This is a genomic window from Niallia alba, assembly GCF_012933555.1.
Taxonomy (GTDB): domain Bacteria; phylum Bacillota; class Bacilli; order Bacillales; family Cytobacillaceae; genus Niallia; species Niallia alba.
In genome coordinates this window covers 3,045,984-3,069,256 of record NZ_JABBPK010000001.1, presented here as the reverse complement: position 1 = coordinate 3,069,256, position 23,273 = coordinate 3,045,984, and the positions used below count along the sequence as shown (strand labels likewise).

Below are 23,273 nucleotides of genomic sequence, written 5' to 3'. Positions count from 1 at the left end.
ATACTACAAGATGAAATAGGGGGAAAAAACATGATTTTTGTATATTTCATATTAATAATTCTCATACCTATTTGGGCACAAATGAAGGTGAAAAGCGCATATAAAAAATATTCAAAAGTAGCTTCTTCTTCACAAATGTCTGGTAGAGAGGTAGCGAGAAGAGTATTGGATTCCAATGGGCTATATGATGTATCTGTAGAAGAAACAAGAGGCGTCTTGTCAGACCATTATGATCCTCGCTCTAAAGTGGTGCGTTTATCCACTGAAAATTATCACGGCCATTCTGTTGCAGCAGCAGCTATCGCAGCACACGAAGTTGGTCACGCTATCCAAGATCAACAAGAATATTCTTTCTTGCGATTCCGTTCGGCATTAGTACCAGTTGCTAATTTCGGAAGTAATGCATCTTGGATTTTTATCATGATTGGCATCTTCGCAAGATTGGATGGAATGTTATTACTTGGTATTATCTTAATGGCTGCCGGTGTATTGTTCCAATTTGTTACACTTCCAGTAGAATTTAATGCTTCAAACCGTGCGATGGATCAGGTGGTTTCATTAGGGATTATTAGAAATGATGAAGAGAGAGAAACGAAGAAAGTACTTAATGCAGCAGCACTAACATATGTAGCAGCAGCAGCAGTAGCGGTTCTCGAGCTAGTTCGTTTACTTTTAATTTATACAGGTATGTCGAGAGACGAATAGAAATTAAAAAAGATGCAAAAGGACTTACCTTTTTGCATCTTTTTTTTGTTGTGATTAATATCTATTTATTTTGATTCTTCGAAAAAATATAGATTCCAAACTTTTCTAGGTGTATAATTAACAATGCCATTTACATAAACGAATAACAAGGAGAAAGAAGGGTTTTTTTGCAAACTGCTGAATATTTACAAGGTAAAAAGCAACAGGAGCTGACGGTTTATCGGATTTTATTTGCGATAAGCCTAGGGCATTTTTTGAATGATTGTATGCAATCTGTTGTGCCAGCTTTGTTTCCTGTTATCCAGCAGTCGATGGGGTTTAATTATACTCAAATTGGCTGGATTGCTTTTACCTTAAACATTACATCATCTATTCTACAGCCGTTTTTTGGGGTTTTGGCAGACAAAAGGCCTACACCTTACTTATTGCCAATTGCTATGTTCTCCAGCTTAATAGGGATGTTTGGGCTTGCACTTGCACCCAATTTTTATTTAGTTTTAGTATCGGTTTTATTTATTGGTTTTGGCTCAGCAATTTTTCATCCAGAAGGTTCACGTGTTTCCTATATGGCAGCAGGAGCAAAACGAGGGCTTGCCCAATCGATTTATCAAGTCGGCGGGAATGCTGGTCAATCATTAGCGCCAGTTTTTACGGCATTTATTTTTGTAAGAACAGGCCAATTTGGAACTATTTGGTTTACGCTTCTGGCTACAATAGGGATCATAGTATTATTTCAAGTATCCACTTGGTATAAAAAAGAACTGTATATTAGAAATCCACAAAAGAAACAACAAACGAAGCGTGCATTTGTTGTCAATAAAGAAATTATTGTTGCGGTATGCTTATTGATTTTCCTAGTATTTGCTCGTTCTTGGTATGGTGCGGGGATCAGCAACTTTCTTCACTTTTATTTAATTGAGAAGTTTGGTTTAAGCATCGAAAATGCACAAATATTTGTTTTTGTGTTTTTACTTGCTGGTGTTATCGGAACTTTCCTTGGTGGGCCGCTGGCAGATCGTTTTGGAAAAAGAACTATTCTTCTATTTTCACTTGTAGGCTCTGCTCCCTTTGCCTTACTTCTACCACATATGCCTTTTTGGCTAATTGGACCTTTATTATTTATAATTGGTTTTATTTTGCAGTCTAGCTTTAGTGTAACCGTAGTTTATGCTCAAGAGCTGCTCCCAGGTATGATTGGTCTTGTATCAGGATTAATTGTCGGATTAGCGTTTGGTATGGGAGCTCTTGGTGCAGTAATCTTTGGCGTTATCGGAGATGCATTTAGCTTGCAAGCGATTATGATTATCTGTAGTATGCTCCCGCTTCTGGGGATATTAACGTATTTACTGCCAAGTGATAAGCGTGTAAGTGAAATTCATTCCACATTAAAATAAGAAAACAGGATAGAAAAGTAATCCTGTAATAGATAGCTTAATTAGATTAGCCTTGAGACAAATACGGTCGATTTTTTTGTGTGAAAAAACTATGGGATCGATCGTATGTTCGTTTTGTGTGGTATAATAGTTTTAAAAACATAGGAGGGCTATGATGATGTTTGCCGCTTTAAATGTGAAGGAACGAATGGAGCATTATAAAATAGCTGGCTTAAGTCTAGCGCTAATCCAAGATGGTAAGATTAATGGTACTGAACAATATGGTTTAAAGGAAGCGGATACAGAAGATAGAGTTAATGAAAATACAAGCTTCCATTCCTGTTCCATTAGTAAATTCATGACAGCAATCCTTGTTTTGAAACTAGTAGAACAAGGTTATCTTGATTTAGATGAAGAAATTAATGCTAAACTTACTTCTTGGAAGTTAAAAGCTAGTGAGCAGATAAAAGGAAAAACGGTTACTTTAAGAGATCTTCTGAGCCATCAATCAGGAATTATTGATCCTGAAGGAAGTTTTAGCGAATGGAAAGAAAACGATGAAGTTCCTACTATATTAGATATTTTGAAGGGGAGCACAACCTATTGTAGGGGGCCGATTAAGGTAGAATGCGAGCCAAAAAGTGAATTTCATTACTCGGATGCAGGATTTTGTATTATTCAACAATTGATTGAAGATACTTTAAAGAAATCTTTTAAAGAAGTGATTAAAGAATCCCTCTTCCAGCCGTTGCAAATGAATAAAAGTTTTATTGATATAACTGGTCTTGAAAATATCTCTTCTGGTCATAACAAAAATGGAGAGCTTATCTCCAGAAAATACCCTTTTTATCCATATCCAGCAGCCTGTGGTATTTGGACAACGCCTTCCGATTTAGCAATATTAGTGTTGGAATTAATGAATGCTTTGGAAGGAACAAGTCAATTAGGAATATCGATAAAAAATGCGAAGGAGTTGGTTAGCCCTCAAGGAAATGTAAATTGGACAGGACTCGGTGTATTTTTAGACAGTTTCGATAAAGATGTTGAAATTTCTTCATTAGGATGGGGGATTGGTTTTCAGTGTATGCTTGTTGCCTACCCGTCATTAAAAAAGGGTGCGGTAATTATGACAAATACAGATTTAGGTGTTCATCAAATGAAAGGGCTGATAGGAGAAATTTATTCTTCCTTTTTTGGGAATTAATAATCAGTTTGGTTAATAGTATAAAATTGTATCCACTTTATATCTATTAAAAAAAGATAGATGTAAAGCTGAATACAATTTTTTTTAAATTATTTCTCGAGAGGCTGTTTATACTCATCTAAAGTAAAACCTTCGCCCATTACATCATGAACGACACTAACAGACACAAATGCATGTGGATCAATGCTTGTAATAATACTTTTTAAACGAACAATTTCTGTTTTTGCTACAACACAATAAAGGACTTCCCGGTCTTGTTTAGTGAAAGAACCATGTCCTTTTAATACTGTAACCCCACGATCCATTTCGCTCATAATTTTATTAGCAATTTTCTCATTTGAGTCAGAAATAATCATCGCTCCTCTTGCCGCATATGCGCCTTCTTGAATGAAATCAATGACTCTTGTTCCTACAAAAACAGCTACTAATGTATACATCGCTTCTCTGTATGAAAGATAGGTAAGTAGTGACAGAGCGATAACACAAAAGTCGAAAACGAACATTGTTTTTCCCATACTCCATCCAAAATACTTAAAACCTAATCTCGCAATAATATCTACTCCCCCAGTTGTCCCGCCATAGCGGAAAATAATTCCTAAGCCGACACCAATAAACGTTCCTGCAAATAATGCCGCAAGAGTTAAATCTTCAGTGAGAGGAATATGTAACTCGATTTTTGGAAGTTGAAAAAACCATAGGAAAATAGACACCGCTACTGTTCCAATAATCGTGTAAATAAACACATTTTTACCTAATAATTTCCACCCGATAAGAAATAAAGGAATATTTAGCAGTAAATTTGTGATCGAAGGATCCCAATTCCATAATGCGTATAATAATAGTGTAATTCCTGTAAAACCGCCTTCAGCCAAATTGTTTTGCATATTAAAATGAACAATACCGAAGGAAAATATCGCAGATCCTAATAGGATAAATAAGACATTTTTGATTTTAATATTTTTAAACATCGATTCGCCTACTTTCTCTCTGTACAAAATGCATTGCTATTAGCGTATCCATTATATCGAATCACATTCAGTTGGGCAATGGAGGAAGAATAAATGAAACATAATAAGAAATAAGAGATGGAACATAAAGTTAGTACATTTTTTACGTAGTTATAGATTTATCCCACTCTTAACGGACAGTAAGACTCAACCGTAAGCTTATGAGAATACGAGGAAGATAGGTGGGAGATCAACTGTCCGTAAAGGTCCGATTGGTTCAACTAACCATCAGTGGGGGAGGAGGGAAAACCCCCACAGATGGAAGTTTCACTTTATCCCACTCTTAACGGACAGTAAGACTCAACCGTAAGCTTATGAGAATACGAGGAAGATAGGTGGGAGATCAACTGTCCGTAAAGGTCCGATTGGTTCAACTAACCATCAGTGGGGGAGGAGGGAAAACCCCCACAGATGGAAGTTTCACTTTATCCCACTCTTAACGGACAGTAAGACTCAACCGTAAGCTTATGAGAATACGAGGAAGATAGGTGGGAGATCAACTGTCCGTAAAGGTCCGATTGGTTCAACTAACCATCAGTGGGGGAGGAGGGAAAACCCCCACAGATGGAAGTTTCACTTTATCCCACTCTTAACGGACAGTAAGACTCAACCGTAAGCTTATGAGAATACGAGGAAGATAGGTGGGAGATCAACTGTCCGTAAAGGTCCGATTGGTTCAACTAACCATCAGTGGGGGAGGAGGGAAAACCCCCACAGATGGAAGTTTCACTTTATCCCACTCTTAACGGACAGTAAGACTCAACCGTAAGCTTATGAGAATACGAGGAAGATAGGTGGGAGATCAACTGTCCGTAAAGGTCCGATTGGTTCAACTAACCATCAGTGGGGGATGAAAGAAAACCCCCACAGATGGAAGTTTCACTTTATCCCACTCTTAACGGACAGTAAGACTCAACCGTAAGCTTATGAGAATACGAGGAAGATAGGTGGGAGATCAACTGTCCGTAAAGGTCCGATTGGTTCAACTAACCATCAGTGAGGGATGAAAGAAAACCCCCACTGATGGAAGTTTCACTTTATCGTCAAAAATATTTGTAAAAATGGTTTAGATTAGCTAACATGGAATTGGATAAGATTACTTATTGACTTAAGAGGTGCTTATATTGAATCAGGATAAAACAGTTAAAGATATTCAAAGAGAAGTAGATGAATACATAGGACAATTTAAAGAAGGCTATTTTAGCCCGCTGGCAATGCTTGCTCGTTTGACCGAAGAGTTAGGAGAATTGGCAAGAGAAGTAAATCATTACTATGGAGAAAAGCCAAAAAAAGAAACGGAAAAAGAAAAAGAAATTACGGATGAGATTGGTGATATGCTGTTCGTGTTAACTTGTTTAGCTAATTCTCTAAATATTGATTTGGAAGAAGCACATAATCGTGTTATGCATAAATTTAATACACGTGATAAAGATCGCTGGACAAGGAAAGACCAATAAAAAGCTGTTTTCTAAAGGATTGTTGTTATTCAATAGGAAAAAAGGAGCAGCCGGAATACATGTAGACTCCTGTGGGATTAGCGAGACAGATGAACCCCGGAGGCGAAGCTGAGGAGGCTCATCGCGAGCCCTACGGAGAGCGAATTGTATTTCAGTTGCGGGGATTAGTCACAAACTTTACGAAAACAACCTAAAGAAAAAATACATAGTAAGGAGATAACACATTGAGTAAAGTAAAAATCGTAATCGCAGGACCTAGAGGCAGAATGGGAAAAGAAGCTGTTTATTTAATGGGAAGAACGGAGCAATTTGAGCTTGTTGCAGTTTTAGACCACAAGAATGAAGGGAAAAGCTTAAAGGAGATAGAAGGCTTTTCCTCCTATGATGTACCAATTTATACGGATATTGAAAAATGTTTACAAACAGAAAAGCCGGATGTCCTTATTGATTTGACAACGCCAGAATTTGGAATGCACCATGCAAAAACTGCTTTAAGCTATGGAGTTAGACCAGTAGTTGGAACAACTGGATTTACAAAAGAAAATTTAGCTGAATTAGAAAATTTATGTGAAGAAATGGATCGTGGCTGTATCATAGCTCCAAACTTTGCTTTAGGTGCTGTGCTAATGATGAAATTCTCTAAAATGGCTGCACGCTATTTTGCAGATGTGGAAATTATGGAAATGCATCATGATCAAAAGTTAGATGCACCATCAGGGACTGCTGTAAAAACAGCCGAGCTTATTGCGGAAGTCAGAGAAAGTAAAAAACAGGGTCATCCAGACGAAAAAGAAACAATTCTAGGAGCAAGAGGGGCTGACTTTGATGGTATGCGAATCCATTCCACTCGTTTACCAGGTTTAATTGCCCATCAACAGGTAATGTTCGGGGCAGAAGGAGAATCGCTAACGATTAAACATGATTCCTTTAATCGCACTTCGTTTATGTCAGGCGTTAAATTTGCGGTAGAAGAGGTATTGAAAGTTAATGTATTGATATATGGGTTAGAAAATATAATGGAGTAGGAGTGGATTTAGGATGAACATTGCTTTAATTGCTCATGATAAAAAGAAAAATGATATGGTCGCTTTTGTCGTTGCTTATAAAAAGATATTTGCAAAGCATACATTATACGCAACAGGAACAACAGGTGCGAGAATTCAAGAAGCAACAGGGTTAGATGTACATCGATTTCATTCAGGGCCGCTCGGCGGAGACCAAGAAATAGGTTCATACATCGCTAATAATGATATGGATATGGTGTTTTTCTTTAGGGATCCTTTAACAGCGCAGCCTCATGAACCTGATGTTACAGCATTAATCCGTTTATGTGATGTTTATTCTGTCCCACTAGCAACAAATATGGGAACTGGAGAAGTATTAATTCGAGGACTCGAGCAAGGAGATATAGATTGGAGAAAAATAGTTCATGGAAAGACAGAACCAGTGGCAAAAAAATTCACAGAAAAACTCAATGACAAGTAATGAAATCGATATACTAGCATTTGGTGCTCATGCCGATGATGTTGAAATCGGTATGGGAGCAACCATTGCAAAATATGCTTCACAAGGCAAAAAAATTATCATTTGTGATTTAACAGAAAGCAATCTTTCTTCAAATGGAACGGTAGAAAGACGCAAACAAGAAGCAAAAGAAGCAGGAAAAGTGTTAGGAATTGTTGATAGAATCACATTACAGATTCCTGATCGTGGATTATATTTAGAGGAAGACATCATTCAACAAGTGGTGGAAGTAATACGTGCGTATAAACCTAAGATAGTTTTCTCCCCTTACTGGGAAGATAGACATCCAGATCATGGGAATTGCACGAATATTGTGAAAGAAGCTGTTTTTTCTGCAGGAATAAGAAACTACAGTGCAGGTAACACAAATGCGCATAAAGTTCAAAATCAATACTATTACATGATAAATGGTTTTCATAAACCCGATTTTGTCATTGATACAAGTGAGTATATGAAGAAGAAGGAAGCTAGTTTAAATTGTTATCAAAGCCAATTTGTAAAAGGCGAAAACAGTGTGGACACTCCGTTGACAAATGGTTACATCGATACAATTGAAGCAAGGGAAAAGCTTTTTGGAAAAGAAGTAGGTGTCCTTTATGCGGAAGGATTTATTAAATCTAACCCAATATTATTAAATCAAGATTTATTAGGTGGAGACAAATGAAAAAATTAAAAATTGGCATAACCTGTTATCCGACAGTTGGCGGCTCAGGCGTTATAGCAACAGAATTAGGAAAAATGTTGGCAGAAAGAGGGCATGAAATTCACTTTATCTCCTCCAGCATTCCTTTTCGTTTAAATAAAATGTATCCCAATATTTATTACCATCAAGTGGAAGTAAATCAATATGCTGTTTTTCAATATCCGCCATATGATTTAGCGCTAAGCAGTAAAATGGCTGAAGTAATTAATCGAGAAGAGTTAGATTTGCTACATGTTCACTATGCGATCCCTCATGCTGTTTGTGCTATATTAGCTAAACAGATGAGCAACAGGGATGTCAAAATAGTTACAACCCTACACGGAACCGATATAACAGTATTAGGATATGATCCATCCCTTGCAATGGGAATTCGCTTCGGAATTGAAAAATCTGATCTTGTAACAGCTGTTTCAAATTCTTTGATTGCACAAACATATGAGGTAATTGAGCCAAATAAAGAAATTATACCTGTTTATAATTTTATTGACGAGCGAATTTATCGAAAGGTCGATGTAAGTCATTTGAAAAAAGAATTCGCTATTTTGGATACGGAAAAAGTCGTTATTCACGTCTCGAATTTTAGAGGTGTGAAAAGAGTTACAGATGTTGTAAAAGCATTTAAACATATATCTGATCAAATTCCAGCAAGATTATTGCTTGTTGGTGATGGTCCTGAAATGTCGAAAGTAACCAAATTAGTAGATGAATTCCAATTGAGACATAAAGTATTGTTTCTTGGAAAACAAGAAAATTTGGAGGAATTATATTCTTTAAGTGATTTAATGCTTCTTCTATCGGAAAAAGAAAGTTTCGGCTTAGTAGCGTTAGAAGCGATGGCATGTGGGGTTCCGGTTATAGGGACGAATGTTGGCGGTATTCCAGAAGTAATCGTTCCAAATGAGACAGGATTTATTTGTGAACTTGGCGATGTGGAAGATATTGCGGAGCATTCAATTAAGCTTTTGACAGATGAAAAGAAACATGCGCAATTTGCGCAAAATTCTATTTCGAGAGTGCGCGATTATTTCCGTGCAGATATCATAGTTGACCATTATATAGAGATTTATAAATCAATCTTAGAAACTGGTGAACCGAATGATAAATCCTTTTAAAGAAGCTCTCCCCATTATTAAAAAAATCGAGGAAGCTGGTTATGAAGCTTATTTTGTAGGAGGAGCAGTACGAGATTATTTATTAAATATACAAATTAATGATATCGACATTGCATCCTCTGCTACACCGGAAGAAATTAAAGCTATCTTTCCTCATACCATTGATGTCGGGATTGCCCACGGGACAGTTATGGTAATATGGAACCAAGATACATATGAAATAACAACTTTTCGAACAGAGTCCACGTATCTAGATTATCGCAGACCCGAGCAAGTATTCTTTGTACGCGAATTAAAAGAAGACTTAAAACGCCGAGATTTTACGATAAATGCAATGGCGATGGACAAAAATGGTCAAATTATCGATTATTTTAATGGCGAAGATGCCTTAAAAAAGAAAGAAATTAAAACAGTCGGCAATCCAAACGAACGCTTTCAGGAAGATGCTTTAAGAATGATGCGGGGAATTCGATTTGTCAGTACCTTAGGCTTCCAGGTAGAGATGGAAACACTAAAGGGGATCGTTGACAATCAGCAATTGCTTTCGAAAATAGCAGTAGAAAGAATAACCGCTGAATTTGAAAAACTTTTACAAGGTCGATGGTGTTCTGACGCTCTAGAAATCATGATAGAAACAAAGCTGTATCGATTTTTACCAATGCTTGAATCAGCTGAAAAAGCGATTTCTCAGTTAGCGAAATTGCATCTGACCAAACTCGAATTGCCTGAAAAATGGGCTGTTTTACTCTTATGTTTGGGAGTAAAGGATAAGCAGCAGATAGAGCTGTTTTTGCGAGCGTGGAAGCTGTCAGTTAAGCAAATAAAGACTGTTCAAAAAATAATCTATTGGATTTTGCAAAGAGAACAGATGTCAACTTGGTCAAGACAAGCGCTTTATTTTGCTACATTATCTATTGCAGTTAGTGCAGAGAAAATATATCACCTTCTATGGAATCAAGATATATGTTCAGATATTTCTAGCTTAGAAGAGCAATACAGGAAGCTGCCAATTAAATCAAAGGAAGAGCTTGCGATTAGTGGGAATGATCTTTTAAGATGGACAGAAAAAAGGCCTGGACCGTGGATAAAAGATGTGCTGTCACTAGTTGAGTCGAAAGTCGTGGAACAAAAACTTCCTAATGACAAGCAATTAATAAAGGAGTGGCTACAACGATGTCATCAGATATAAGAAAAGGATTGATTGAAGCCTTTACTAACAGCCCTGATACGTATTTATCTGGTGAATCACTTGCTGAACTTTTAGGCTGTTCACGAACAGCGATTTGGAAACATATTGAGGCATTACGAAAAGATGGCTTTATTTTAGAGGCTGTCCGTAAAAAAGGTTATCGAATTATAAGTTCACCGGAAAAAATTGTCCCAAATAAAATTTTATTTGGATTAAATACAAAGTTCACAGGAAGAAATATCTATTTTGAAGAATCAGTAAATTCGACTCAAAATATTGCCCAGAGACTTGCGCTAGAAGGGGCAGAGGAAGGCACGATAGTTGTAGCAGAAGAGCAATTAGGTGGTAGAGGGCGTTTAGAAAGAAAGTGGCAATCACCTAAATATAAAGGAATATGGATGAGCTTAATTCTAAAGCCTAGTATACCGATAATGAAAACGCCACAGCTAACACTGCTTACAGCTGTGGCAGTCGTTCAAGGGATCCAAGAAGTAACTGGAGTACAAGCAGATATCAAATGGCCCAATGATCTATTGGTGAATGGAAAAAAGTTAACAGGTATCTTAACAGAGATGCAAGCTGATAGCGATAGGGTCCATTCTTTAATCATCGGAATAGGGATAAATGTTAATCAACAACTTGAAGACTTTGCCGCAGAACTTCAGCCTAGTGCAACTTCTATTTATCTTGAAACAAAAACAAGCTGGGATCGAGCAAAAATTATTCAAGGGATTATGATGCACCTTGAAAAATTATATCTTCTATATTTAGAGAAAGGCTTTTATCCTATAAAAATATTGTGGGAAAGCTATTCCATCAGTTTAGGGCAAAAGGTGACTGCCAATACGCTAAATGGAAGTATTGTTGGGTTTGCTAAAGGAATTACTGATGATGGTGTTTTATTGCTTGAAGATGAGCAAGGTGTAATCCATTCCATTTATTCAGCGGATATTTTAATGGAAACATAAATTGCCCATAGTCAGTAGAGTAAGGTTTTTGTTATAATGCTTTTGTCGGGCAGTATCTTAATGAACTGCACCCATTTGTTTAAATGTGCATGAACCATAATTTAATCTGCCTAGATCCACAATTGGACAAGGACAGAGGGATGAAAATAGAAACATAAAACAATCCTTCTATGCTTTGTAGAAGGTTTTTTGTTTGGCTGTTTTCTAAAAGGATTGTTGTTTTTTCAATCGAAAAAAAGAATTAGTTGGAAAAATGGAGCAGCCGAAATACGCGAAGACGCCACGCGGGGATTAGCGAGACTGTCTGAGACTCCGGAGGCGAAGCTGAGGAGACTTAAGCCTAGCCCCACGAAAAGCGAAGTGTGTTCTGGCTACGTGTAATCGCAACAAACTTTACGAAAACAGCCTTTCGTTTAAAACCATTCCCTCTTCCTATTTAAAAGGAGGAAAAACTTAGTGAAAGCTACAACAGACTTTATCAAAATGAAGCAGAAGGCTGAAAAGATTACGATGATCACAGCATATGATTATCCTTCAGCTAAATTAGTTGAACAAGCAGGAACAGATTTAATTTTAGTAGGCGATTCTTTGGGAATGGTTGTACTTGGATATGAGTCAACAGTACCTGTAACGATGGAAGATATGATTCACCATGGAAAAGCGGTAAAACGCGGAGCTAAAGATACGTTTATCGTAATGGATATGCCGTTTATGAGCTATCATTTATCTAGTCGCGATACACTAATTAATGCAACACGCTTAATGCAAGAAACTGGCGCTAATGCTGTGAAAGTAGAGGGCGCGGATGATGTTATTGACCAAATAAAAATCTTAACAAATGCCGGGATACCAGTTATGGCACACTTAGGTTTAACACCTCAATCAGTAGGTGTATTAGGTGGATATAAAGTACAAGGGAAAAGTTCAGATGAAGCAAAACTGCTTGTTGAAAATGCATTGAAATGTCAAGCGGCAGGAGCCTTTGCGATTGTATTAGAGTGTGTGCCGATGCAAGTTGCGAAAGAAGTAAGTGAAAGGCTGGAGATTCCAATAATCGGTATTGGTGCTGGAAGCGATACAGACGGGCAAGTTCTTGTTTACCATGACATTATCACATATGGTGTTGAGCGTGTTGCAAAATTTGTGAAGCAATATACGAATGTGAACGAAGCGATTTCTCTTGCTATCGACCAATATATTTCTGAGGTTAGAATTGGTGCTTTTCCTGAATTAAAGCATAGTTTTCAAATGAAACCTGAAGAAGTGAAAAGCTTATATGGAGGAAAAGCCTAATGAACATTATCACTAACCCACAGCAATTGCAGGAGCTTTCAACTCAATTAAAAAAGGATCAAGTAACAATTGGATTTGTTCCAACGATGGGTTATCTTCATGATGGTCATCGAGCACTTCTCAGAGCTGCCAGAGAGCAAAATGATATTGTTATCATGAGTGTGTTTGTGAATCCATTGCAGTTTGGACCAAAGGAAGATTTAGCTTCATATCCACGAGACTTTGAGCATGATAAACAGGTGGCAATGGAAGAAGGCGTAGATTATTTATTTCATCCAGCTGTCGAAGCAATGTATCCTGTGCAAATGTCTGTGACAGTAAAAGTGGAACGACGTACAGATTGTCTATGTGGCAGATCGAGACCGGGTCATTTTGATGGGGTAGCAACGGTTTTGATGAAACTGTTCCATTTAGCACAACCGACAAATGTTTATTTTGGCAAAAAAGATGCACAGCAAGTTGCTGTTGTAGATGGATTAATTGAAGACTTTCATTTTCCTATTAATCTAGTTGCTGTTAATACTGTTAGAGAAGAAGATGGATTAGCAAAGAGCTCTAGAAATATTCGCTTAACTCCAACGGAAAGGCAAGAAGCTGGAATTCTATATAAATCGCTTAGTATTGCTAGAGGTGAATTAATAAAAGGGAATGTTGATGTAGAAGCACTAAAGAATTCCATTATTGCACTCGTCGAAAAAGAGTCAAGTGGAAAGGTCGACTACTTTGAGATACTAACCTATCCTCAATTAGAGCAGCTAAAGGAGCGAACAGGGAAGGTTATAATTGCGATTGCAGTTCAATTTAGTAATGCGAGATTAATAGATAATATTATCTTTGAATTAAGCAATGCACCTAGATAAACATATTACGATAATGGAGGGTTATCCAAATGTTTCGGATAATGATGAACGGAAAAATCCATCGAGCAACTGTAACGGAAGCAAACTTAAATTATGTTGGCAGTATTACAATCGATGAGGATATTTTAGATGCAGTTGGAATGGTAGCGAATGAAAAAGTCCAAATTGTAAATAACAATAATGGAGCAAGATTAGAAACATATATTATCCCTGGAAAGAGAGGAACCGGGACTATTTGTTTAAATGGAGCAGCAGCAAGACTTGTACAAGTCGGTGATATCGTTATTATTATTTCTTATTGTTATGTTTCAAACGAAGAGCTAATTCATCATCAACCTAAAGTTGCTATTATGGATGAATATAATCGCATTACAACTATTCTTCACCAAGAACCAGAAAAGACAGTCTTGTAATAAATCGAGGCTGGAATATAAATCTTTCAGCTAAAGATAACCCCCAACAATCATACGAAGTGTTAACAAAATTTCGTATGATTGTTGGGATTTTTTATTGTGTTTTTTCTAATTTTGAATTCAAACTATAGGAAGAACAATAAAAAGAATTCTTACATAAAGAACTAACATCTTTCCCTTTTCTCATTTTTATGATACCGTTTGAATGACTGAAAGTTTGAGGTGGACGTAATGAGTAACAAATTTGTAGTAGTTGATTTGGAGACAAACGGTAATTCACCGAGAAAAGGGGATCGAATTATCCAGTTTGCCGCGGTTGTTATCGAGAATGGGAAAATAGTAGAGGAATACTCTTCGTTATTAAATCCTCTCCAGCCGATTTCACCGTTTATTGAAGAATTGACTGGGATAACAGATGAAATGGTGGATTCAGCACCAATTTTTGAAGAGATAGCTGATAAAATTGTTTGTTTATTAGAAGATGCATATTTTGTCGCACATAATGTGTTGTTTGATTTATCTTTTCTAAATGAAGAGTTAGAACAAGCTGGCTTCAGGCAATTTTATGGACCTATTCTTGACACAGTCGAACTAGCAAGGATTTTATACCCAACTGCAGACAGTTATAAATTAACGGATCTTGCAGCACAAGAAGGGATTGTCCATAGTAGACCACATCAGGCAGATAGTGATGCCTATGTGACAGCAGAACTATTGCTATTATTATTGGAGAAGCTGAACGCACTGCCTCAAGTAACAACAAAAAAATTAGAATTCTTAAGCTCATCGCTAAAAAGCGATTTAGATATTTATTTACAAGCTCTGCTGCAAGAGAAACAATCAAAAGTAGAATATATACCTGAAAACTGGGAGGTATATCGGGGATTAACCCTTAAACGCTTGCCTAATAACCTAGCTGGTAATCAAGGAAAAGACTATTCAGTTTCTTTTGATATGGATATAATTGAAAAACGCATGAGAGATTCATTGTCTTTTTATCAGAAAAGAGAAGGGCAATTAAAAATGATGAATGTGGTTCATCGAGCACTAATGGATAATCAGCATGGACTTATTGAAGCTGGAACGGGCGTTGGAAAGTCACTTGGCTATTTAGTACCGGCTGCTTATTTTGCGATAGAGCATAAAAAACAAGTAATTATTAGTACATTTACTACTCAATTACAAGAACAACTTTTTCGTAAGGATTTGCCGTTGCTTAAAAATCTTCTTCCTTTTCCCATTACTTATACCTTGTTAAAGGGAAGAAATCATTATATTAGTTTAGATAAATTTGAAGTCTCTTTAAAAGAACAAGAAGATAACTATGATATTGTCTTAACGAAAATGCAAATTTTAATTTGGTTAACGGAAACAGAAACAGGCGATAAAGATGAATTGAATTTAACGAGTGGTGGCAATAATTATTGGGAAAAAATTAAAAATGACGGCAATTTTTCGTTGCCTATTTCAAAAGAGTGGGCACAGAAGGATTTTTATAGAAGGACTCGTAATGCTGCTCAAAAAGCGAATTTGATTATTACGAATCATGCTTTGCTAGTAAAAGATCTTACAGCAGATCAACATTTACTTCCTGCCTATGATTATGTCATTGTCGATGAAGGTCATCACTTTGAAAAAACAGCGATAAAGCATTTTGGCTTCCGTTTTTCCTATATAGCTGTTCGTTTAAGTATTAATGCAATTGGAACGACTGATCAAAAGCAGCTTATGTACCATTTAGAAAATATGATTGGTGATTCATCTACATCTGAAAAGATCGAGTTCAATCAGTTTATCCTTGCTCTCCATGTAGAATTAGATGAGCTATTTCGATCGGTGCTTTGTTATGTGAAGAAAACAAATCAGCCAAGAAGAGATGGAAAAGGAAGCTATCGTATAAAGAAAAATGATTTGGGAGATTGGAATGGGGTTAAAAGTGTTGCAGAAAGGCTTGTGTTTCTTTGGAAAGATGCAAGAGAGGCTCTTTTAGAAAAAGTTCAGCGGCTAAAAGATCAAGATAGAAAGATCACCTCATCGCAAATGCTCGTAGTGGAAAGAATTGAGTCTATTTTAAATGATTGGTTAGTGTATATAAATCATTTGCGGGAAATGTTCTTACGAGAAGGAGACCATATTGCATGGTTAGAATCAGATAGAAACAACTACCCGAATAATGCCGTTTTATATACGCAACCTTCATCTGTAGCAGAAACTTTGCAAGATATGTTCTTTAGTAAGAAAAAAAGTGTTGTTTTTACATCAGCAACTATAACTGTTAATAATTCATTTGAATATTATATAAAGGTTTTAGGATTAGGAAAAGATTTATTGCAAGTGCAAATCGATTCGCCGTTTAACTACTCTCAACAGGTACAATTGCTTATCCCAACGGATGTACCAGAAGTTAATACGGTATCATTAAATGAGTATGTGTCAACTATTGGTGAACAAATAATTAAAATCGCTCAAGCTACAAAAGGGAGAATGCTAATTCTTTTCACGGCAAATGATATGCTGAGAAAAACGTATGATTATATGAAAGAAAGTGGCTGTCTAGAAGAGTATGCCATCTTGGCGCAAGGGATAACAAATGGAAGTAGAATGCGATTAACACGTAATTTTCAACGTTACGATAAAGCGATATTATTGGGAACAAATAGTTTTTGGGAAGGGATTGATATTCCTGGAGAGGATTTAACCTGCTTAATCATTGTTCGATTGCCGTTTTCCTCACCGGAAGACCCGCTTACTGAAGCGAAAAATGAGCTAATTAAGAACAAGGGTGGAAACCCGTTTTTAGAAAACAGTCTTCCCGAGGCAGTCTTACGTTTTAAACAAGGATTCGGCAGATTAATTCGTACAGAAGAAGATAAGGGATTTATTATTGTATTTGATCGCCGCATTGTGTCTACATCCTATGGAGAGACTTTTTTGCAGTCCATTCCAGCTGTTCCAATTAAACAGCAAAATAGTGATGAAATGGTTAAGTTTATTGAAAACTGGCTAATGTAGGATATGGTACAAAAGAATGGAGGCATTTTAAGATTGTAATTCTTTTTACATAGGCTGTTTCCCAAAAGATTGTTGTTTTTTCAATAGGAGAAAAGAATTAGTTGAAAAAGTGGAGCAGCCGGAATACATGAAGACGCTACGCGGAAAGCGAAGTGTATTCATGTATTCCGGCTGAGCGTAGTAGGAAACAAGCTTTACGAAACAGCCTTTACTTAAATGCCTAGCAAAACATGAAGGAATCTGTTTGAATAATTAGTTGTTTACAAGACAAAAACAACTAATTATTAAATAAAATAATTTCTTTCTATTTATAAATACTGTTATAATAACCTATGAACAAAATACTGTTTTAAAGAAGTGATATAAAAAATGAAAAAATGGATTTGGATAATTATTGTTGTTTTCCTTATTGGACTAGCTGTAAGTATTAATACATATGTTAAAGCAATGAAGCCTGTTAAATCAGCGAGAGAAACGGCGGAAGAAATTGCTATGAATGAAACAGATTTGAAAAATATGGACAGCTTTCAATTATATAATGGAAAAGAATCCTATTATATTTTAGAAGGAAAAAACGATGATAATGAGGATATTATTGTTTGGATTAATGAAAAAACACATCAAGTAACAGAAAAACGAAAAAAAGATGGGCTGACCAAACAAGAAGCGCTTAATATATTATTATCGAAGCAATCGCCAGAAAAGGTCAATGCTGTCCGACTAGGAATGTATGATGGGTTGCCTGTCTGGGAGATTTTTTCTCATACAGACAAGGATTCCATAAACTATCATTGGATAGATTTTGAAACAGGAGAAATCCTGTTAACAATTGAAAATTATTAACCAATAGGAGTGGTAAATAAAAATGAAAATTCAATTAGCAGAAAGAGTTAATACTTTAACGCCATCAACAACATTGGCCATTACTGCAAAAGCAGCGAGTTTAAGAGCAGATGGTCATGATGTAATTGGTTTAGGCGCTGGAGAGCCTGACTTTAACACTCCTCAAAATATTATTGATGCCGCTGTTAGAAGCATGAATGAAGGGCATACAAAATACACTCCTGCATCAGGTTTACAAGCATTAAAAAAAGAAATTGCTGCAAAATTAAAGAGAGATCAACAGTTAGAATACGAAGCAAATCAGATTATCGTCACAAATGGTGCTAAACATGGATTATACACTTTGTTCCAGGTTATTTTGGACAAAGGAGACGAAGTTATTATTCCTACTCCATATTGGGTTAGTTATCCAGAACAAGTGAAGCTTGCAGAAGGAGTACCTGTTTTTGTGGAGGGGTATGAAGCAAATGAGTTTAAAATTACTCCAGACCAATTAAAAAAGGCAATAACTTCTAAAACAAAAGCTGTTATCATTAATTCACCAAGTAATCCAACTGGAATGATTTACACGGAAAAAGAATTACAGGCGATTGGTGATATTTGTCTAGAACATAATATCTTGATTATTTCAGATGAAATTTACGAGAAATTAGTTTATGGAGATAGTAAGCATGTGTCGATTGCCTCTTTATCACCATCACTAAAAGAAGTAACCATTATAATAAATGGTGTTTCCAAATCACATTCGATGACAGGCTGGAGAATTGGGTATGCGGCGGGTTCTAAAGAAATAATAACAGCAATGACTAATCTTGCCAGTCATAGTACTTCGAATCCAACAACACCATCTCAGTATGCTACGATTGAGGCATATGCAGGTCCACAAGATTCAGTGGAAGAAATGCGCCAAGCGTTTAATGAGCGCTTAGATATTATTCATGGGAAATTAAATAATATTCCTGGTTTTTCTTGCTTAAAGCCGAAAGGGGCATTTTATTTATTTCCAAATGTGCAAAAGGCAGTTGAATTAACAGGCTTTAAGTCTGTTGATGAGTTTTCCACAGCATTGTTAGAAGAAGCACTCGTTGCGGTTGTCCCAGGGTCAGGGTTTGGAGCAGATAGCTATATCCGTCTTTCTTACGCGACGTCCTTGGAAAAGTTAGAAGCTGCTGTAAGTCGAATGGAACAGTTTGTAGAAAAGAAAATGGTCGTTAACAAATAAGCGATTTTTGTAGAGGATGTCAATAAGGATTATCGAATCTTACTTGGCATTCTCTTTTCTATTCACCATTTTTAATGGAAGGACGTGTGAAAATCGCTTTAATAGAGATAGAGGTATTGGTTTTTAAATATGAATTTTGTTACCTAGAAGGATCGATAGTGTTGATTGTCTTAGGATGTAAAGGTATAATGTTTTGGTAGAATATTTTTTATCTTAACTAGTATGTTTTCTACTAAGTCTTCTACTAACGGTAGGAAGAAGCGGTTTTAGATATCCTTTATTTTCGTATAGAGAGAACCGCAGTCTCTATTTAAGTACATATATTTATTTGTTTTTGGAGGAGTTAATTGTGATTAAAGCAACTATTGCCGAGTTACCAAAATATGTTGATAAAGAGGTTAAAGTAGGTGCATGGATTGCCAACAAGCGATCTAGTGGTAAAATTGCCTTTTTACAGCTTCGTGATGGATCAGGATTTGTACAAGGAGTAATTGTTAAAAGTGATGTAGCGGAAGAAGTATTCCAAACAGCTAAATCTATTACACAGGAATCATCTGTATATGTTACTGGTACGGTCCAAAAGGATGAACGTTCTCCGTTTGGATATGAATTACTTGTAACAAATGTGGAATTGATTCATACTTCTACAGACTATCCTATTACGCCAAAAGAGCATGGAACAGAATTTTTAATGGATAATCGTCACTTATGGCTGCGTTCAAAACGTCAGCATGCAGTAATGAAAGTAAGAAATGAAATAATTCGTGCTACTTATGAATTTTTCAATGAAAATGGATTTGTGAAGGTAGATCCGCCAATTTTAACTGGAAGTGCTCCAGAAGGTACAACGGAACTATTTGCAACAAAGTACTTTGAAGAAGATGCATATCTGTCACAAAGTGGACAGCTTTATATGGAAGCTGCAGCAATGGCGTTAGGAAAAGTGTTTTCATTCGGACCAACTTTCCGTGCAGAAAAATCAAAAACGCGTCGCCATCTAATTGAATTCTGGATGATCGAACCAGAAATGGCGTTTGTAGAGTTTGAAGAAAACTTAGAAGTTCAAGAACAATATGTTTCTTATGTCGTTCAGTCCGTGTTGAAAAATTGTCAATTAGAGCTTAAAACACTAGGAAGAGATATTTCTAAATTAGAGAATATTACTGCGCCATTCCCAAGAATAAGCTATGATGATGCGATTACATTCTTACATGAAAAAGGTTTTGATGATATTGAGTGGGGAGATGATTTTGGGTCTCCACACGAAACGGCTATTGCGGAAAGTTTTGATAAACCTGTGTTTATTACACATTATCCAACTAAAATTAAACCTTTTTATATGCAGCCACATCCAGAAAGAGAAGATGTTGTGCTTTGTGCAGATTTAATTGCTCCTGAAGGCTATGGAGAAATTATTGGTGGTTCTGAGCGTATTCATGATATGGATCTTTTAAGTAAGCGCGTCGAAGAGCATCAATTAGATCCAGAAACTTATAAATGGTATTTAGAGCTAAGACAATATGGTTCGGTGCCACATTCTGGTTTTGGTCTAGGGCTAGAAAGAACAGTTGCTTGGATTTCGGGAGTAGAGCACGTTCGTGAAACGATTCCTTTCCCAAGACTATTAAATCGTCTATATCCATGATCAAAGAGTAGGGTAGAAAATACGGAAAGTTAGTCTAAGGAAAACCTCACATCGAATTTTCAATGTGAGGTTTCACCTTGTTCACAATCCTCATTTTCTCCCTTCTTCTTTTTGGTAAGCTCCTCACTTCTAGCAACAAATATTACAAAATAATCTTTTGTTAACTATTGCTAGGTTTGGGTGATTTTCATTATTACATGCTTATGGCCAACATGATATACTTGATTAGAGGTGTCTTTAATGAATCAAACAATTTTTTTAAAATGGTTGCAAGAAGGGAATATCAATATTCCTTCCACACTTCTAACAAATTACAAACAATTGAAAATAAATGAAAAAGAATTAGTCCTTTTGTTACAGGTGCACTATTATTTAGAGCGAGGTAATGATTTTCCGACACCGGCGGAAATATCTGCACAAATGACTATAGATATTAATGAATGTCATGAATTATTGAGCCAGTTAATCAGAAAAGGTTTTATTGAAATACTGGATGGTAACAGTGATACCGGAATTCGGTATGAACGCTATTCATTAGAGCCTCTTTGGAATAAATTAATAGAACAATTTTTGCTAAATAATAAAAAAGAAGAAGAAGCTTTAATAGAAAAAGAGGAATCAGATTTATATACTTGCTTTGAACAGGAATTTGGAAGACCTCTATCTCCTTTTGAAATTGAAACGCTAAATATGTGGGTAGACGATGATCAGCATGAAATGGTTATTATTAAAGCAGCTCTTCGTGAAGCAGTAATTTCGGGTAAATTAAATTTTCGTTATATTGATCGGATTTTGTTTGAATGGAAGAAGAATGGTATTAAGACAATCGAACAAGCGAAAAGCCACGGGAAAAAGTTTAGACAGCATCAGACAGCTGGATATAAAGTCGAGCAGAGAGAGGAATCATCAAGTAAAAAAGCAGTACCGTTTTATAATTGGTTAGATCAATAATGCTAAGATTGATACAGTAAGTAAATGTAAGTGAATGACTGATTATTGTGAAGTGGAAGGCTGACTATTAGAGATAATAGGAAAGTAGGTTGCTTCCTTCCTTTACACAATGTTCATTCATATAAAAGTTTGACTACGTAAAACTGGGATTGTTATAAGAATAAATGGTTTAGACTTCATTACAAGACATATCTAGTAGAAAAAAACTACTTGGATAAATGAAAGAATCTCAATCTATTCTTAGGACGACCTTTTTTTGTATGGTTGTTTTCTAAAGGATTGTTGTTTTTTCAATAGGAAAAAGAAATAGTTGGAAAAATGGAGCAGCCGGGATTAGCGAGACAATCTGAGACCCCGGAGGCAAAGCTGAGGAGGCTTAAGCCTAGCCCCACGGAAAGCGAAGTGTATTCCGGTGCGGGTAATCGCAACAAACTTTACGATAACAGCCTATTGTATAGAAGAAAGTTTATTCATTTCGGAGGATTACATGCTAAAAAAAGATGAAATTAGATATTGTCTGGATACGATGGGGGAAATGTTCCCAGAGGCACATTGTGAATTGGTTCATTCTAACCCCTTTGAATTGGTTATTGCCGTATCGTTATCCGCACAATGTACCGATGCACTAGTTAATAAGGTAACTAAAAATTTATTTCAAAAGTATAAAACCCCAGAAGACTACTTAAGTGTTCCCATAGAAGAATTGCAGAATGATATTCGGTCCATTGGTTTATATCGAAATAAAGCCAAAAATATTCAAAAGCTTTGTCAAATGGTTTTGGAAAAATATAATGGTGAAATTCCAATGGATCGAGATGAATTGATTAACTTACCAGGGGTCGGAAGAAAAACGGCCAATGTAGTCGTTTCTGTTGCTTATAATATCCCCGCTATTGCTGTCGATACACATGTTGAAAGGGTCAGTAAACGATTAGGAATTTGTCGATGGAAAGACTCTGTTTTAGAAGTAGAAAAAACTTTGATGAAAAAAGTTCCGAAAGATGAATGGTCTGTGACACATCATCGTATGATTTTTTTTGGAAGGTATCACTGTAAGGCGCAAAATCCTCAATGTGCGGTTTGTCCACTTTTAGCTTTGTGTAGAGAAGGAAAAAAAAGAATGAAGACTAAAGGTGTTGTATAATGGATAATCATCAATTAGATGCACCAATTGAGCTTTTATATGGACCGTTCCCGGTTGTAAAAAAATTTCCTTCTATCGTGACTGATTGCTTAGTATTAACACCAGCTTTTTTACATGAAGCTAATTATTACCATAATAAAGAAGGTTATCAGCCTTGGAATACAGCAAACTTTTCTGAATGTGTAAAATTGGTTTTGGAAAAGTGGAAACAGCTTAAACAGGAATTACAATCGTTTGCAGAAGAGAGGGATACGATTAGACTTCAGCAGGGACTAACGATTGGAATGGAATACTTTTTAGAATGTTTATATTGGCTTAACGAAAAACCAGTCGTATTAAGAAATGGTTTGGTAGACAGTAGCTTAGAAATAAAACCTTTCAATTTAGAAGATCGGCTCCAGTTTATTCTAAAAAGATTAAATGGGTATCATTCCTATAAACAATTGGATGAGCTGTTTAAAGAATTAGAAAAACAGCATGCGATCAAATTAATAAGATTGAATAGAAAATCTAAATAAAAGAAGAGGACCATTCCGGTTGGAATTGTCCTCTTCTTTTACACGTCAGTTTATCCTACTCTTACTGTCCATAAAGGGGCCGCTTGGTTCAACTAACCATAAGTGGGGACCCACACTTATGGAAGTTTTA

At 36.2% G+C, this 23,273-nt stretch carries 21 protein-coding genes; 20 read left to right on the top strand and 1 reads right to left on the bottom strand.

What is annotated here, in order from left to right; translation table 11 throughout:
- Window positions 1–30 precede the first annotated feature (30 nt).
- From HHU08_RS14735 to HHU08_RS14725, 3 genes are all read left to right on the top strand, one after another.
- Window positions 31–705 carry a zinc metallopeptidase gene (locus HHU08_RS14735; RefSeq protein ID WP_169188773.1) on the top strand — a complete coding sequence of 225 codons (675 nt, stop codon included), beginning with the start codon at window positions 31–33 and terminating at the stop codon, window positions 703–705.
- Window positions 706–872: 167 nt separating this feature from the next.
- Window positions 873–2,099, top strand: coding sequence for an MFS transporter (locus tag HHU08_RS14730; protein WP_169188772.1), 1,227 nt, complete (start codon window positions 873–875; stop codon window positions 2,097–2,099).
- A gap of 154 nt (window positions 2,100–2,253) precedes the next feature.
- Window positions 2,254–3,282: a serine hydrolase domain-containing protein gene (locus tag HHU08_RS14725; protein WP_407939865.1), complete on the top strand. Its 1,029-nt coding sequence runs from the start codon at window positions 2,254–2,256 to the stop codon at window positions 3,280–3,282.
- 89 nt (window positions 3,283–3,371) lie between these two features.
- On the opposite strand, the gene HHU08_RS14720 is transcribed toward HHU08_RS14725, so the two are convergent.
- Entirely contained in the window at window positions 3,372–4,250 is an 879-nt protein-coding gene (locus HHU08_RS14720) for a YitT family protein (protein WP_101730958.1), read from the bottom strand.
- 1,163 nt (window positions 4,251–5,413) lie between these two features.
- Between HHU08_RS14720 and HHU08_RS14715 the strand changes: the two genes are divergently transcribed.
- The 17 genes from HHU08_RS14715 to HHU08_RS14635 all read left to right on the top strand — a co-directional run bounded on the left by HHU08_RS14715 (window position 5,414) and on the right by HHU08_RS14635 (window position 23,143).
- Window positions 5,414–5,746, top strand: a complete 333-nt coding sequence (locus HHU08_RS14715) for a nucleotide pyrophosphohydrolase (RefSeq protein ID WP_016203057.1) — start codon at window positions 5,414–5,416, stop codon at window positions 5,744–5,746.
- 224 nt (window positions 5,747–5,970) lie between these two features.
- Window positions 5,971–6,771: a 4-hydroxy-tetrahydrodipicolinate reductase gene (gene dapB, locus HHU08_RS14710; protein ID WP_169188771.1), complete on the top strand. Its 801-nt coding sequence runs from the start codon at window positions 5,971–5,973 to the stop codon at window positions 6,769–6,771.
- A gap of 13 nt (window positions 6,772–6,784) precedes the next feature.
- Window positions 6,785–7,231 (top strand): methylglyoxal synthase, encoded by a 447-nt coding sequence (gene mgsA, locus HHU08_RS14705; protein ID WP_169188770.1) that lies wholly within the window; start codon window positions 6,785–6,787, stop codon window positions 7,229–7,231.
- Window positions 7,221–7,934, top strand: a complete 714-nt coding sequence (gene bshB1 / locus HHU08_RS14700; protein WP_169188769.1) for a bacillithiol biosynthesis deacetylase BshB1 — start codon at window positions 7,221–7,223, stop codon at window positions 7,932–7,934. Before mgsA ends, bshB1 begins: the two co-directional genes overlap by 11 nt.
- Window positions 7,931–9,085, top strand: a complete 1,155-nt coding sequence (gene bshA / locus HHU08_RS14695) for an N-acetyl-alpha-D-glucosaminyl L-malate synthase BshA (protein ID WP_169188768.1) — start codon at window positions 7,931–7,933, stop codon at window positions 9,083–9,085. Before bshB1 ends, bshA begins: the two co-directional genes overlap by 4 nt.
- Complete coding sequence (locus tag HHU08_RS14690; protein WP_169188767.1) at window positions 9,069–10,274, top strand: CCA tRNA nucleotidyltransferase; 1,206 nt, start codon at window positions 9,069–9,071, stop codon at window positions 10,272–10,274. The genes bshA and HHU08_RS14690 overlap by 17 nt, the downstream gene beginning before the upstream one ends.
- The gene (locus HHU08_RS14685; RefSeq protein WP_169188766.1) at window positions 10,259–11,242 is read left to right on the top strand and encodes a biotin--[acetyl-CoA-carboxylase] ligase; all 984 of its coding nucleotides are present in this window, start codon (window positions 10,259–10,261) and stop codon (window positions 11,240–11,242) included. Before HHU08_RS14690 ends, HHU08_RS14685 begins: the two co-directional genes overlap by 16 nt.
- Window positions 11,243–11,698: 456 nt before the next feature.
- Entirely contained in the window at window positions 11,699–12,535 is an 837-nt protein-coding gene (gene panB, locus HHU08_RS14680; protein WP_169188765.1) for a 3-methyl-2-oxobutanoate hydroxymethyltransferase, read from the top strand.
- Window positions 12,535–13,395 (top strand): pantoate--beta-alanine ligase, encoded by an 861-nt coding sequence (gene panC, locus HHU08_RS14675; protein WP_016203065.1) that lies wholly within the window; start codon window positions 12,535–12,537, stop codon window positions 13,393–13,395. The genes panB and panC overlap by 1 nt, the downstream gene beginning before the upstream one ends.
- A 29-nt stretch (window positions 13,396–13,424) precedes the next feature.
- A complete protein-coding gene (gene panD / locus HHU08_RS14670) occupies window positions 13,425–13,808 on the top strand; it encodes an aspartate 1-decarboxylase (protein ID WP_016203066.1) in 384 nt (127 codons plus the stop codon).
- A 231-nt stretch (window positions 13,809–14,039) separates the two neighbouring features.
- Window positions 14,040–16,820 (top strand): ATP-dependent DNA helicase DinG, encoded by a 2,781-nt coding sequence (gene dinG / locus HHU08_RS14665; RefSeq protein WP_101730966.1) that lies wholly within the window; start codon window positions 14,040–14,042, stop codon window positions 16,818–16,820.
- 369 nt (window positions 16,821–17,189) lie between these two features.
- Window positions 17,190–17,663: a cell wall elongation regulator TseB-like domain-containing protein gene (locus tag HHU08_RS14660; RefSeq protein WP_016203068.1), complete on the top strand. Its 474-nt coding sequence runs from the start codon at window positions 17,190–17,192 to the stop codon at window positions 17,661–17,663.
- Window positions 17,664–17,685: 22 nt separating this feature from the next.
- Window positions 17,686–18,885, top strand: a complete 1,200-nt coding sequence (locus HHU08_RS14655) for a pyridoxal phosphate-dependent aminotransferase (protein ID WP_016203069.1) — start codon at window positions 17,686–17,688, stop codon at window positions 18,883–18,885.
- Window positions 18,886–19,234: 349 nt separating this feature from the next.
- A complete protein-coding gene (gene asnS / locus HHU08_RS14650; RefSeq protein ID WP_016203070.1) occupies window positions 19,235–20,530 on the top strand; it encodes an asparagine--tRNA ligase in 1,296 nt (431 codons plus the stop codon).
- A 240-nt stretch (window positions 20,531–20,770) separates the two neighbouring features.
- Complete coding sequence (locus HHU08_RS14645; protein ID WP_016203071.1) at window positions 20,771–21,481, top strand: DnaD domain-containing protein; 711 nt, start codon at window positions 20,771–20,773, stop codon at window positions 21,479–21,481.
- Window positions 21,482–21,968: 487 nt separating this feature from the next.
- On the top strand, window positions 21,969–22,625 hold the full coding sequence (gene nth, locus HHU08_RS14640) for an endonuclease III (protein ID WP_016203073.1): 657 nt from the start codon (window positions 21,969–21,971) through the stop codon (window positions 22,623–22,625).
- The gene (locus HHU08_RS14635; protein WP_101730969.1) at window positions 22,625–23,143 is read left to right on the top strand and encodes a YpoC family protein; all 519 of its coding nucleotides are present in this window, start codon (window positions 22,625–22,627) and stop codon (window positions 23,141–23,143) included. The genes nth and HHU08_RS14635 overlap by 1 nt, the downstream gene beginning before the upstream one ends.
- Window positions 23,144–23,273: the final 130 nt, after the last annotated feature.